Here is a 13,314-nt window from a genome sequence, read left to right on the forward strand (position 1 = left end):
CCAGGTACTGGGTGGTGAGGAGCACCGTCGTGCCCTCCCCGGCCAGCTTCCGCACGGCCTCCCAGATGGCGTTCCTGCTGTGCGGATCGAGGCCGGTCGTGGGCTCGTCGAGGAAGAGCACGGCGGGGCGGGTGATCAGACCGGCCGCGAGATCGAGGCGGCGCCGCATGCCGCCCGAGTAGGTGCGGGCGGGCCGGTCCGCCGCCTCGACGAGCCCGAACCGCTCCAGGAGCTCCTCGGCGCGCCCGCGCGGCGCGCGCAGCAGACGGGCGAAGAGCCGCAGGTTCTCGCGGCCCGTCAGATCGCCGTCGACCGATGCGTACTGCCCGACGACACCGATGTGCCGCCGGACCGCCGCCGGGTCCCGCACCACGTCGTGCCCCGCGACCCGGGCGGTCCCGGCGTCCGGCGTCTGCAGGGTCGTGAGCACCCGCACCGCGGTGGTCTTGCCCGCGCCGTTCGGTCCGAGGAGTCCGCAGACGGTCCCCTCCGCGATCGCCAGGTCCAGGCCGCGCAGGGCGCTCACGGCCGTGTCGCCGGAGCCGAAGCGCTTCTCCAGACCTTCACTAAGTACAGCGTACGTAGAAGTCATACCGTGCACGGTACATCACTACGTACGCTGTACGTAACTAACATGGGGGGCGAGGTGATGATCAATGGCGGGCCGAGCGGCCACTCCCGAAGTGATCTGGGCGCGCCCCGAGCGTGCGGGCCGCGGCCCCAAGCCCGCGTACAGCAGGACCGACATCGCGGCGGCGGCCGTCCGCATCGCCGACGCGGACGGCATCGACGCGGTGTCCATGCGGCGGGTGGCGGGTGAGCTGGGCTGCGGCACGATGTCGCTGTACAACTACGTGCCGCGCAAGGAGGACCTGTACGAGCTGATGGTCGACGCGGTCAGCGGCGAGTACGAGCTGGCCGAGGAGGCCGTGGGCGGCGACTGGTACGCCGGGATGCTCGGCATCGGCCGGCAGAGCCGGGCGATCCTGCACCGGCACCCGTGGCTGGTGCGCGTGATGTCGACGGTCTACGGCCTCAGCCCGAACGCGCTGCGGTACCTGGAGCACTGCCTCGGCGTCCTGGAGGGCCTCGACGCGCCCTACGGCACCAAGATGGAGCTCATCGCCATGGTCAACGGCACGGCGATGACGTCCGTCGCCAACGAGATCGCCGTCGCCGAGCGCACCAGGGACCTGCCCTGGTCGCCGGAGCAGGAGCAGCAGGCCCGGTCCGCCTACCTGGCCGGACAGCTGGCGGACGGGGCGTATCCGCGGCTCGCGGGGATGCTGGCGCAGGCGCCGCCGCCCGGTGACGCGGAGGAGAGCTTCGAGCGGGCGCTGCGCAGGCTCCTCGACTCGTTCCGCCCGGTGCCCTAGAGCAGGGCGAACTGTCCGTCGGGGCCCTCTTCGTGGTGGTCGAGGACGGACGCGGGCCGCCGCGCGGTGTCGGGCACGGGCAGTACGCCCGCGCCGCGCAGCTCGTCGCCGGTGATCCCTGGGCCGAGGGAGCCGGTCAACTCCTTCTGGGCGGGCGCAAGTTCCGCCATCAGGGCGAGCACGGTGATCAGTTCGAGCAGTTCGGACGTCCACGCCCGGGGCCACATTCCGGGCCGGATCGCCGCCAGCGTCCCCGCCTCGGCCGCCTCCGTGCGCAGCGCGAACCAGCGCTCGACGACGCGCACCCCGCTCACCTCGTACTCCCACGCCTCCCGCGGCACCGGCGAGATGACGCCCTCGCCGCCGACCCACAGGACCTCGTCCTCGGTGTCGTACGACAGGGCGGCGGGCCGTGCGGGCAGCGGTGCCCTGACGTACGGCCTGCGGCCGCCGGGCAGCTTCGGCCGCTCGCCGTTGCCGCGCAGCTGCAGCCAGAGCAGCCGCCGTCCGAGCTCCGTGCCCCGCGCCCAGGCACCGCCATCGCGGGTGAGCGGCACCCGGCAGCCCGCCGCCGATCCGGTTCCTGCCACGAGCACCCACGCCAGCAGGTCGCGCGCGGCGACCTCGCGGCCGAGCACGTCCGACAGGTGCGCGAGCAGCCCCGGCGCCACGTTCGGCTCCAGGCCGCCGGGGCGCCGGAACAGCGGCCGGATCCGCCCCGGCCGCCCCGCCGGGGAGCGGCCGTCCGGCAGCACCCCCGTGGCGAGGACGGCGGGCCCCGCGGCCCCGGGGACGTACCCCTGCTCGACGGCGAAGAGCTGCCCCTCGCCCGCCACCCGCCACAGCTCGGGCCGGGCGACGTCGAGGAGGCGGTGGTCGGGGATCAGCCACTGCTCGTCGAAGGGCCCGTGCAGGACGCGCACGGGCTCGGGGCAGGGTCCCGTCTCCTTGGCCAGCCTGCCCGTTCCGCCGGGGTGGCCGGGCAGCTGGGCGACCGCGGTGTGCAGGGTGCGGGCGCGCGTGGGGCGGAAGAGGGCCTCGCGGTCCGGGCCACGGGAGCGGACGAAGGTGTCCCAGCGGGCCTTCAGGGATGCGGCGTCCGGGCCCATCGGCCACCCCCGGCCCGTCCGGAGCGGTGCGACGGACCACGGCATGAGGTCCGCGAGCAGCGGCGCTTCGTCGTGCGTCACGCCCGGCATCGTACGACGTGCCCGCCCGGTCCTGTCAGAGCCTGTGTCATAACCCCGGTCGGATCAGTGGGCGTCGTCTGGTGCGTGCGATCGCAAGGCGCCGGAGCGTCCTGAGTGGGGGTCCCCCCCCCGGGCCCTTCAGGCCTGGGGGAGGAGCTACCTGGGCGTTTCGGCAACGCGGCGAGCGTGCGTGCCGGGCGGCGACCACCCGGCCGGGGTTATGACACAGGCTCTCACGTCGCGTCGAGCGTGACCGAGAAGGAGAAGCGGTCGCCGCGGTAGTGGATGCGGGCCACGTCCAGCGTGCGGCCCTCCTCGTCGTAGGTGACGCCCGTGTAGTGCAGGATCGGGCTGAGCAGCGGCACTTCGAGGAGCCGCGCGGTCTCCGGGTCGGCGAGCGTGGCCTCGACGGTGTCGGTGATGCGGCTGATGCGGACGCCCACCACGTCGCGCAGGACCTTCGTCATGGGCCAGCGCACCAGGTCGTCCAGGTCGATGCGGGCCGCCAGTTCGGGCCGGATGTAGTTGCGGGCGTGGTTGGTCGGCTCGCCCGTCTTCTCGTCGCTGCGCAGCCGGTGGTACGTGGCCACCTCGGCCGACCCCGGGAAGTGCCCGGCGAGTTCGCCGGGGAGCGGGGTGGTGCCGTGGTCGAGGAGGCGGGTGGTCATGCCCGACTGCTGGGCCACGATCGCGTCGACCGAGCCCAGCAGACGGACGGGGGAGCCGCGCCGCGCGCTCGGCTCGATGAAGGTGCCGCGCCGCCGGTGGCGGGTGATCAGCCCCTCGTCCTCCAGCTCCTTGAGTGCCTGCCGCATGGTCAGCACGCTCACTCCGTAGTGCCCCGCCAATTGCTCCTCGGTGGGCAGCCGGAGCGGGGCGTCCGGGGCGCGGCCGAGTATCGAGGCGCGCAGGGACTGCGACACCTGGTACCAGAGCGGCAACTTCCGATTCAGGACGATCGAGTCCGGGGCGAATGCGGTCACGGTCTCTCCGAATCAGAGTGGTATTGCGTCAGTTGCGGAAGTGGCGCTCCAGACCCTGCCATACGTCGTCGTAGCCGCGCTGCAGGTGGGACGCCCCTGCCGCCTGTTCCGTCGCCGTCACCGGCCACCGCGTCTCGAACATGAAGGCAAGGCCGTCATCGATCTTCTGCGGCTTCAGCTCGGCGGCGGACGCCCTCTCGAACGTCTCGCGGTCCGGGCCGTGCGCCGACATCATGTTGTGCAGCGAGCCGCCGCCGGGGACGAAGCCTTCCGCCTTCGCGTCGTACGCACCCTCGATCAGGCCCATGTACTCGCTCATCACGTTCCGGTGGAAGTACGGCGGGCGGAAGGTGTCCTCGCCGACCAGCCAGCGCGGCGCGAACACCACGAAGTCGACGCCCGCGAGGCCCGGGGTGTCGGACGGCGAGGTGAGCACGGTGAAGATCGACGGGTCCGGGTGGTCGTAGCTGATCGAGCCGATCACATTGAAGCGGTGCAGGTCGTAGACGTACGGGACGTGGTTGCCGTGCCAGGCGACCACGTCGAGCGGGGAGTGGTCGTACGTCGCGCGCCACAGGTTGCCGCAGAACTTGTTGACCACCTCCACCGGGCCCTCGACGTCCTCGTACGCGGCGACGGGAGCGCGGAAGTCACGCGCGTTCGCCAGGCCGTTGGCGCCGATCGGGCCGAGGTCGGGGAGCTGGAAGGGGGCGCCGTAGTTCTCGCACACGTACCCACGGGCCGTCGCGTCCAGGAGCTCCACGCGGAAGCGGACGCCGCGCGGGATGAGCGCGACCTCGCCGGGCTCGGCGTGCAGCAGCCCGAACTCGGTGCGCAGCAGCAGCCCGCCGTGCTCGGGCACGACGAGCAGCTCGCCGTCGGCGTCGCTGAACACGCGGTCGGTCATCGAGGAGTTGGCGTGGTACAGGTGAATGCCCATGCCGGTGCGCTGCGCCGCGTCGCCGTTGCCGCCCAGCGTCCACAGGCCCGCCAGGAAGTCCGTGCCGGGCGCGGGCTCGGGGAGCGGGTTCCAGCGCAGCCTGTTCGGGTCGGGCACCGACTCGGCGAAGGGTGCCGTGCGGACCGTGCCGTTGTCGACGCGCGTGAACTGCGGGTGCGCGGCCGAGGGGCGGATGCGGTACAGCCACGAGCGGCGGTTGTGCGCGCGGGGCTCGGTGAAGGCGCTGCCGCTCAGCTGCTCGGCGTAGAGACCGAGGGGGGCGCGCTGGGGAGAGTTGCGGCCGTGCGGCAGTGCGCCGGGCACTGCTTCGGAGCTGTGTTCGTTGCCGAAGCCGGAGAGATAGGTCAGCCCTTCGGCGGTCTTGCGTGCGTCGTGCGTGCCCGTGTCCGCCCGGTTCGCATCGGCCCGGCCCGCGTTGCCTGCGTGGTCCCCGCTCATCACACCGCTCCCTCATCAGTGATTCCTATGGAACACCGTAGGATTCCCATTTTCCTTGCGCAAGAGGAAGCGGGAATGTGAGCGATGCTCTACTCTCCCGGAATGCCCCACCCGAACCCGTCCAAGGACCCGCGCCCCGGCTCGCGCCCAGGTCCGCGGTCCGACCCGAGGCCCCCGGCCTCCATGCGCCGCGTCCCCGTGCAGGAGCGCAGCGCCGAGCGGCTGACCCGGATCCTCGACGCCTGCGCCGCCGTCCTGGACGAGTCCGGTTACGAAGCCCTCACCACCCGCGCCGTGGCCCAGCGCGCGGGCGTCCCGATCGGCTCCGTCTACCGCTTCTTCGGCAACAAGAGGGCGCTCACGGACGCGCTGGCCCACCGCAACCTCGACGCGTACGCGGAACGGGTGGCCGCCCGCGTGACCGGCATCGACCACGGCGACTGGCGCGGCGCCGTCGACGCGGCCTTCGACGAGTACCTGGTGATGATGCGCACCGTCCCCGGCTTCGGTCTCGTGGACTTCGGCATCCCCTCCGCGCCGGACGCGATGCCGGACGCGAACTCGCAGGTGGCCGAGCGGGTGGCCGCCCTGCTCGCCGACCACCTGAACCGCCCGCTCGACGCCGCCCTGCGCCGCACCGTCCTCGTCGGCGTCGAAGCGGTGGACGCGGTCCTCCAACTGGCCTTCCGCGCCGACCCGTCGGGCGACGCGGCCCTCGTCGACGAGGCGCGGGTCCTGCTGCACGCGTACTTCGCGCGGTCGCTGGACTGAGGAGGGGCGGGGCCCGACACTGAGGTGATCGCACCCGATGGCGGGCCGAGGGGGAACATGGGGCGAGTGGTGTGCGTCCACGGGATCGGCCAACAGCACATGGGCGAGAGCCAGTTGTACGCCTCCTGGCGCCCGGCGCTCGCCGACGGACTGACCCGCGCCGCCGCGCCGCCCCTTGCCGCGTCGGACGTGACCTGCGTCTTCTATGGGGACCTGTTCCGGCCCGCGGGCCGGACGCTCGCCGTCCTCGACCCGCCGCTCGACGCCTCCGACGTCGCCGAGGGGCTGGAGACCGAGCTGCTCCTGCAGTGGTGGGCGGAGGTCGCCCGCACCGACCCCGCCGTCCTGCCGCCCGACGCCCGCACCCGCGCGCCGTGCAGCGCGCGCTCGACGCGCTGAGCCGCTCCCGGTTCTTCGCCGACGTGGCGTTGCGCGCCCTGATCCTCGACCTCAGGCAGGTGCGCGCCTACCTCACCGACCCGGCCGTCCACGCCGAGGTGCAGCGCCGCGTCGTCGCGGCCGTCACCGACGACACCCGGGTCCTGGTCGGCCACTCCCTCGGCAGCGTCGTCGCCTACGAAGCCCTGTGCGCGCACCCCGAGTGGCCCGCCAGGGCGCTGCTGACGCTCGGCTCCCCGCTGGGCATCCGGCACCTGGTCTTCGACCGGCTGCGGACCGGTCCGGGCGGCAGCCCGGGGGACTGGCCGGGCCGCGTCGGGCACTGGACCAACATCGCCGACGCGGGGGACGTCGTCGCCCTGGTGAAGGACCTGCGTCCGCTCTTCGGCGAGCGGGTGCGCGGCCACCTCGTGCACAACGGCGCCAAGGCCCACGACGTGACCCGCTATCTGTGCACCGAGGAGGCGGGCAGAGCGGTGCGGGAGGGATGCGGTGACGGCTGACGAGCCCGCCACGAAGCCCGCGCCGGCACGCCGATTCCTGCTGTCGACCGCGGTCCCGGACGTGCACGCGCACCCCGAGGTGGCCCGCCCCGAACTCGCCGACGACGTGGCCCGCGTCGACCGGCTCTTCCTCGGCGAACTCGGTTACCGCAGGGGCGCGGACCTGGGCCTCGGCCCGACCCGCGAACAACTCACCAAAGGCCTGCGCGCATTCGCCACCGCCCCCGAACGCGCCCCCGACGACTACGTCGTCCTCTACCTCGCCTGCCACGGCGTCACCGCCGAACGCAGCGGCCGCCACTACCTGCTGCTCGCCGACAGCGACGCCCGCGACCTGCGGGGCACCGCCCTGCCCACCGAGGACCTCGTGGCCCTGCTGTGGGAGGACACCCCCGTGGCACGACTCCTCGTCCTCATCGACGCCTGCTACGCCGAAGAGGGTGCCGACAGCGCGCTGCGCGCCGCCCTCGAAGCTCGGCGCACCCACACCTCCGTCACCGACCCCGGCTCCACCGGCCTGGTGATCATCGCCGCCTCCCGGCGCAAGGAGGAAGCGGTCGCCGGAGCCCTGTCCGCGGCCTTCGACCGGGCGGTGCGCAGCCAGGCCACCGCCGGACACGTGCCCGCCCACATCGGCATCGGCCAGGTCATGCGCGCCATCAGGGCGGACCCCCTGGTCCCGCCGACCCAGCGGGCCAACTGGTCCGTGACGCACGCCGTCGCCGACATCCCCGACTTCCTGTCCAACCCCCGGTACGTCCCCGGTGCCTCCGGCCTCAAGCTGGAGGAGATCGACCGCATCATCGACCTGGCGGGGCGTGAACGCCGCGCCCGCACCGCCGAGTTGACCGGGTTCTTCCTGCCCAGGGCCCGCGGCACGGACGTGCCCACCGAAGAGGTCTGGGACTTCACCGGCCGCCACACCGCCCTGACCGACATCACCGACTGGCTCGCACCGCACCGCGCCGCCGACCGCCTGTGCGTCGTCACCGGCGACCCCGGCTCCGGCAAGTCCTCCCTCCTCGGCATGGTCACCGTGCTCACCGACGCGGCCCACGCCGCCGCCGTGCCCCGCACCGGACTGCCCGCGCGGCTCCCCGAACCGGGCGCCGTGGACGTCGCCGTCAACGCGTCCCACAAGACGAAGCGTCAGCTCCTGGACGCCCTCTCGGCCGCATCCGGCTGCGCGGCCGCGTCCCTCGGCGCACTCGCCGCCCACCTCCAGGCGCGCTCGGAACCCCTCGTCGTCCTCATGGACTCCCTCGACGAGGCGCTGGACCCGCACGACACGGTCGAGGAACTCATCGCCCCGCTCATCGACCCCCGGCGCCAGCTCCCGCTGCGCCTCCTCGTCGGCGCCCGCCCCCACATCGCCCGCCTGCTGCCCGCCGCGGCGAGCCGCATCGACCTGGACGACGAACGCCACGGCGACCCGCAGGCCGTCCGCGCCTACACCCGCAAGCTGCTCACCACGCCGGGATCCGTGCTCTGCACGGCGCCGCCCGACCGCGTGGACGCCATCGCCCACGCCATCGCCGAGGCGGCGGGCCGCTCCTTCCTGGTCGCCCGGATCACCGCCCGCACCACCGCCCGCGAGACCCGCGTGCCCGACCCGGACGACCGGCGCTGGCGCGACGAACTGCCGCGCCTGCCCGGCGAGGCGATGGAGCGCGACCTCGAACAGCGCCTCGGCCCGCTGGCGGGCCGGGCCCGCGACCTGCTCCGCCCGCTCGCCTTCGCGCAGGGCGTGGGCCTGCCGTGGGGCGGGGTGTGGCCGCGCCTGGCGACGGCGATCAGCGGCCGGACGTACGGGGACGAGGACGTCGTCTGGCTGACGCAGACTGCCGGGTCGTACGTGGTCGAGAGCGTCGAGGACGACGAGTCCGTCTACCGGATCTACCACCGGGCCCTCGTCGAGTACCTGCGCGAGGGCCGCAGCGCCCGGCGGGTGCAGGGCGTGGTCGCAGGAGTCCTGAAGGACCTGGACCACGCCTACGTACGCCGGTACCTCGCACTGCACGCGGCGGAGGGCGGCGTCCTCGACCCGCTGGTGGAGGACGCGGACTTCGTGCTCACCGCCGACCCGGACCAGCTCCTCGCCGCGCTGCCCCGGCTGCGCACGGCGAAGGGACGGCGGGCCGGGCGTGCGGTACGGGACGTCGAGGAGCTGCTGCGGAGCCGGTCAGGCGTACGCCGCCGCGGGCCGCCGCGAGCTGGTGGTCGCCGCGGTCCACGATGGCTTCGTACACACCCGGGTCGCGCTCCCCTCCGTCTGTGCCGGCCTCGCCACCGGCCCCCGCGGCGAGCTCGCCGTCGCCACCCGCAACGGCGTGATCCTCCTCGATGTCCCCGACACACGGCCGTGACCAGGAGTTTTGCGCTTATTGCTCGCGCGTCAACATCTTGTTAACGCTTGATAGCGAGTCCTAACGTCATCCGGACCGCCAGACCTGGTGGGAGTTCGATGGTGAACGTTAGGTAGCCCCCATGCTGACAATCCTCGGATTCGTCATGATCGCCACCTTCCTGGTGCTGATCATGATGAAGAAGATGTCGCCGATCGCGGCACTGGTGCTGATCCCCGCGCTCTTCTGCGTGTTCGTAGGAAAGGGAGCCCATCTCGGGGACTACGTCCTCGAAGGCGTCGGCAATCTGGCGCCCACGGCGGCCATGCTCATGTTCGCCATCGTGTACTTCGGCGTCATGATCGACGTCGGCCTTTTCGACCCGATCGTCCGGGGCATCCTGCGCTTCTGCAAGGCGGACCCGGTGCGCATCGTGGTCGGCACCGCCGTGCTCGCCGCCATCGTCTCCCTCGACGGCGACGGCTCGACGACCTTCATGATCACGGTCTCGGCGATGTATCCGCTGTACAAGCGCCTCAAGATGAGCCTCGTCGTGATGACGGGTGTCGCCGCGACCGCCAACGGCGTCATGAACACGCTGCCCTGGGGCGGCCCGACCGCCCGCGCAGCGACCGCACTCAAGGTGGACGCCGCCGACATCTTCGTGCCGATGATCCCGGCGCTCGCGATGGGGCTCGTCGCCGTCTTCGTCCTCTCGTACGCACTGGGTCTGCGGGAGCGCAAGCGGCTCGGCATCCTCTCGCTGGACGAGGTCCTGGAGAAGGAGACGGCCGACGAGACGGTCATGGTGGGCTCGGCCGGTGGCGACGGCGGTACGTCGCTGACGAAGAAGCCCACCGGGGGCGCGGGCGACGGCACCGACGCGGACGCACCCGGGAGCGAGGGAGCGAGCGAGAGCGACGACGGCTTCCAGGGGCTCGACCCCCACCGCGCCACCCTGCGCCCCAAGCTCTACTGGTTCAACGCGGCCCTCACCGTCCTGCTGCTCACCGCCATGATCATGGAGTGGCTGCCGATCCCGGTCCTCTTCCTGCTCGGCGCCGCGCTCGCCCTCACCGTCAACTTCCCGCACATGCCCGACCAGAAGGCCCGCATCGGCGCCCACGCCGAGAACGTCCTCAACGTCACCGGCATGGTCTTCGCGGCCGCCGTCTTCACGGGCGTCCTCCAGGGCACCGGCATGGTCGACCACATGGCCGACTGGCTCGTCGACGCCATCCCCGAGGGCATGGGACCGCACATGGGCCTGGTGACCGGGCTGCTCTCCATCCCGCTCACGTACTTCATGTCCAACGACGGCTTCTACTTCGGCGTCCTGCCGGTCCTCGCCGAGGCGGGCCAGGCGCACGGCGTCGGCACCCTGGAGATCGCCCGCGCCTCCATCGCAGGTCAGGCCCTGCACATGTCGAGCCCGCTGGTGCCCGCCGTGTACGTCCTCGTCGGCATGGCCAAGGTCGAGTTCGGCGACCACACCAAGTTCACCGTCAAATGGGCCGTGCTCACCTCGCTGGTCGTGCTCGGCGCCGGAATCCTCTTCGGCATCATCTGATGCCCACCGCGTCATCCGGGCCCGGTGGGAGGGGCTGGCTGCTCCGTCTCGTCATCGCCTTCAGCTTCGCGCAGGGGGCGGTGTCGATGGCGCGGCCCGCCGTCTCCTACCGGGCCCTCGCGCTGGGCGCCGACGAGCGGGCCATCGGCGTCATCGCGGGTGTGTACGCGCTGCTGCCGCTCTTCGCCGCCGTACCGCTCGGGCGCAGGACCGACCACGGGCGGTGCGCGCCCCTGCTGCCCGTCGGCGTCGTCCTGATCGCGGGCGGCTGCGCCCTCAGCGGCGTCGCGGACTCGCTCGCCGCGATGGCGGCCTGGAGCGGTGTGATGGGGCTCGGGCACCTCTGCTTCGTGATCGGCGCGCAGTCGCTCGTCGCCCGGCAGTCCGCACCCGCCGAACAGGACCGGAACTTCGGGCACTTCACCATCGGCGCCTCCCTCGGCCAGCTGGTCGGGCCGATCGCCGCCGGTGCCCTGATCGGCGCCGACATGGACCGCACCAGCGCCCTCGCCCTGCTCGTCTCGGCGACGGTCGCGGCGGTCTCCCTCACCTCGCTGTGGCGCATCGAGCACCCGGGGCGGCACTTCGCACCGGAACGTGGCGGGCGGGTGCCGGTCCTCGGCATCCTGCGCACCCGTGGCGTGCCCGCGGGCATCTTCATCAGCCTCGCCGTGCTCTCCGCGACGGACATCCTCACGGCGTATCTGCCGGTCGTCGGCGAGCACCGGGGCATCGCGCCCGCCACGGTCGGACTCCTGCTCTCCCTGCGGGCCGCCGCCACCATCGCCTGCCGTCTGGTGATGACCCCGCTGATCCGGCTCCTCGGCAGGACGGCGCTGCTGACCACCACCTGCCTCCTCGCCGGGCTGCTCTGCGCGGGCATCGCGCTGCCCGTCCCGGTGTGGGCCCTCGCGCTGGTGCTCGCGGTGCTCGGCTTCTGCCTCGGTGTCGGTCAGCCGCTCTCCATGACGACCGTCGTCCAGGCGGCACCGGACGGCGCGCGCTCCACGGCGCTCGCGCTGCGGCTCACCGGCAACCGGCTGGGGCAGGTCGCGGCGCCCGCGTCGGCGGGCCTGATCGCGGGGGTCGCGGGTGTGGCGGCCCCGTTCGTCATGCTGGGCGGGCTGCTGTTCGTCGCCGCGGGGCTCGGCGCACGCAAGCGCCCCGGAGGCGGCGCCGGCAGCCTCCGGGGCACTACTGACCGTGTCGAGCGGCGGGTTACGAGACGATCTTGAGGAGCTTGTTCGGCGAACCCGAGCCGGGGCTGGTCACCACGTTGGGCGTGGCACCGTTCGTCAGGGCCGAGGAGACCTGCGCCGGCGTGGCCGAGGTGTGGCCCGCCAGGTAGACCGCCGCCGCGCCCGCGACGTGCGGGGTGGCCATCGACGTACCGGAGATGGTGTTGGTCGCCGTGTCGCCGGTGTTCCAGCCCGCCTTGATGTTCACGCCGGGCGCGAAGATGTCCAGGACCGAGCCGTAGTTGGAGAAGCTGGCCCTGGCGTCCGTGTTGCTGGTGGCGCCGACCGTGATGGCCTCGGGGACGCGGGCGGGCGACGTGTTGGCCGCGTTGGTGTTGGCGTTGCCCGCCGCGACCGCGTAGGAGACGCCGTCGGCGACGGACTTCTTCACCGCGTTGTCGAGCGTGGTGGAGGCGCCGCCGCCGAGCGACATGTTGGCCACGGCAGGAGCGCCCGCGGCGTGGTTGCCCGTCACCCAGTCGATGCCCGCGACGACACCGGCGGTGGTGCCGGAGCCGTTGTTGTCGAGCACGCGGACGGCCACGATCTTGGCCTTCTTCGCGACGCCGTACGTCTTGCCCGCGATGGTCGTGGCGACGTGCGTGCCGTGGCCGTTGCCGTCCTGGGCGGTGTTGTCGCCGTCGACCGCGTCGTAGCCGTTCACCGCGCGGCCGCTGATCTCGGAGTGCGTGATCCGCACACCGGTGTCGATCACGTACGCGGTGACGCCGGTGCCCGCGCTGTCCGGGTAGGTGTAGGTGCCGGACAGCGGCAGCTTCGGCTGGTCGATGCGGTCCAGGCCCCAGGGGGCGTTGGACTGGGTCGCATCGACGTGGAGTCTCTGGTTCTGCTCGACCGAGGCGACCGCGGGATCGGCGGCCAGTCTCTTCGCCTCCGTCGCGCTCAGCTTCGCGGAGTAGCCGTTGAGCGCGGACTTGAAGGTCTTCTGCACCGAGCCGCCGTACTCGGATATCAGGTCCTTGCCCTGGCTCGTGGCGGCCTTCAGGCCCGAGCCCTCCTTCAGCGTGACGAGGTAACTGCCCTTGATCGCGTCGGCGGAGCCCGCCGCGATCACGTGGCCCTCGGCCGGGGCGGCCTGGGCGGGCAGAGCGGTGACCGCACCGAGGACCGCGGCGGCGGTGGCGGTCGAGATCGCCGCGGCGATCACAGTCTTCTTGCTGCGAAGCATGGCCATTACGAGGGAGTCCTCCTCATAGGCGGCGTGCCCGGGTCGGGCGACGCGACTGTGGGGGGTGTGCGGGATCGCACACACAGATGGGAGCGGTGAGTGCCGCTCCCGTCGCGATCAGTAGCGTGGCCGCTCCACCCGTCCGGAGCAAGAGAGTTGACGCCTTGTCATGCCACTTTCACGTTTCTGAAATCGAATACGTGACGAATGCGTGGGGTGTGTCCGGAAAACAGACCGGGGCGGGAGAGGGCGCGGATGCCGCGCGGGCACCCCGAACCGTCCGCTGAGCGGACGAGACGCTGGTCAGAGGCCTTTCGTGAATCTGAAGGAGGGACGGAGAAGGACTCGGCG

At 72.5% G+C, this 13,314-nt stretch carries 10 protein-coding genes and 1 pseudogene; 6 read left to right on the forward strand and 5 right to left on the reverse strand.

Annotated elements, in window-relative coordinates; all coding sequences use genetic code 11:
• Positions 1–592: ABC transporter ATP-binding protein (locus AOK03_RS11090; RefSeq protein WP_244177567.1), on the reverse strand; the 592-nt coding region annotated here is incomplete at its 3' end.
• A 64-nt stretch (positions 593–656) separates the two neighbouring features.
• Between AOK03_RS11090 and AOK03_RS11095 the strand changes: the two genes are divergently transcribed.
• Entirely contained in the window at positions 657–1,376 is a 720-nt protein-coding gene (locus tag AOK03_RS11095; protein ID WP_055565029.1) for a TetR/AcrR family transcriptional regulator, read from the forward strand.
• Here the strand turns inward: AOK03_RS11095 and AOK03_RS11100 are convergent.
• From AOK03_RS11100 to hmgA, 3 genes are all read right to left on the reverse strand, one after another.
• The gene (locus AOK03_RS11100; protein WP_055565030.1) at positions 1,373–2,575 is read right to left on the reverse strand and encodes a type ISP restriction/modification enzyme; all 1,203 of its coding nucleotides are present in this window, start codon (positions 2,573–2,575) and stop codon (positions 1,373–1,375) included. The genes AOK03_RS11095 and AOK03_RS11100 overlap by 4 nt on opposite strands.
• Positions 2,576–2,799: 224 nt before the next feature.
• A complete protein-coding gene (locus tag AOK03_RS11105) occupies positions 2,800–3,549 on the reverse strand; it encodes a GntR family transcriptional regulator (protein WP_055565031.1) in 750 nt (249 codons plus the stop codon).
• Between the two features lie 28 nt (positions 3,550–3,577).
• Positions 3,578–4,948, reverse strand: coding sequence for a homogentisate 1,2-dioxygenase (gene hmgA / locus AOK03_RS11110; RefSeq protein ID WP_055565032.1), 1,371 nt, complete (start codon positions 4,946–4,948; stop codon positions 3,578–3,580).
• A 183-nt stretch (positions 4,949–5,131) separates the two neighbouring features.
• On the opposite strand from hmgA, the gene AOK03_RS11115 reads away from it, so the two are divergent.
• The 5 genes and pseudogenes from AOK03_RS11115 to AOK03_RS11135 all read left to right on the forward strand — a co-directional run bounded on the left by AOK03_RS11115 (position 5,132) and on the right by AOK03_RS11135 (position 11,771).
• The gene (locus AOK03_RS11115) at positions 5,132–5,719 is read left to right on the forward strand and encodes a TetR/AcrR family transcriptional regulator (RefSeq protein ID WP_055565033.1); all 588 of its coding nucleotides are present in this window, start codon (positions 5,132–5,134) and stop codon (positions 5,717–5,719) included.
• A gap of 57 nt (positions 5,720–5,776) precedes the next feature.
• Positions 5,777–6,621: pseudogene (locus AOK03_RS11120) on the forward strand (hypothetical protein).
• Positions 6,611–9,031 (forward strand): caspase family protein, encoded by a 2,421-nt coding sequence (locus AOK03_RS11125; RefSeq protein ID WP_208609524.1) that lies wholly within the window; start codon positions 6,611–6,613, stop codon positions 9,029–9,031. Before AOK03_RS11120 ends, AOK03_RS11125 begins: the two are co-directional and overlap by 11 nt.
• Before the next feature lie 77 nt (positions 9,032–9,108).
• Entirely contained in the window at positions 9,109–10,536 is a 1,428-nt protein-coding gene (locus AOK03_RS11130; RefSeq protein WP_055565034.1) for a CitMHS family transporter, read from the forward strand.
• Positions 10,536–11,771: an MFS transporter gene (locus tag AOK03_RS11135; protein WP_055565035.1), complete on the forward strand. Its 1,236-nt coding sequence runs from the start codon at positions 10,536–10,538 to the stop codon at positions 11,769–11,771. Before AOK03_RS11130 ends, AOK03_RS11135 begins: the two co-directional genes overlap by 1 nt.
• Here AOK03_RS11135 and AOK03_RS11140 read toward each other — a convergent pair.
• The gene (locus AOK03_RS11140) at positions 11,755–12,969 is read right to left on the reverse strand and encodes a S8 family peptidase (RefSeq protein ID WP_055565036.1); all 1,215 of its coding nucleotides are present in this window, start codon (positions 12,967–12,969) and stop codon (positions 11,755–11,757) included. The genes AOK03_RS11135 and AOK03_RS11140 overlap by 17 nt on opposite strands.
• Between the last annotated feature and the right edge of the window lie 345 nt (positions 12,970–13,314).

Origin of the sequence: Streptomyces atriruber (assembly GCF_001418325.1) — a bacterium.
Classification (GTDB): Bacteria; Actinomycetota; Actinomycetes; order Streptomycetales; family Streptomycetaceae; genus Streptomyces; species Streptomyces atriruber.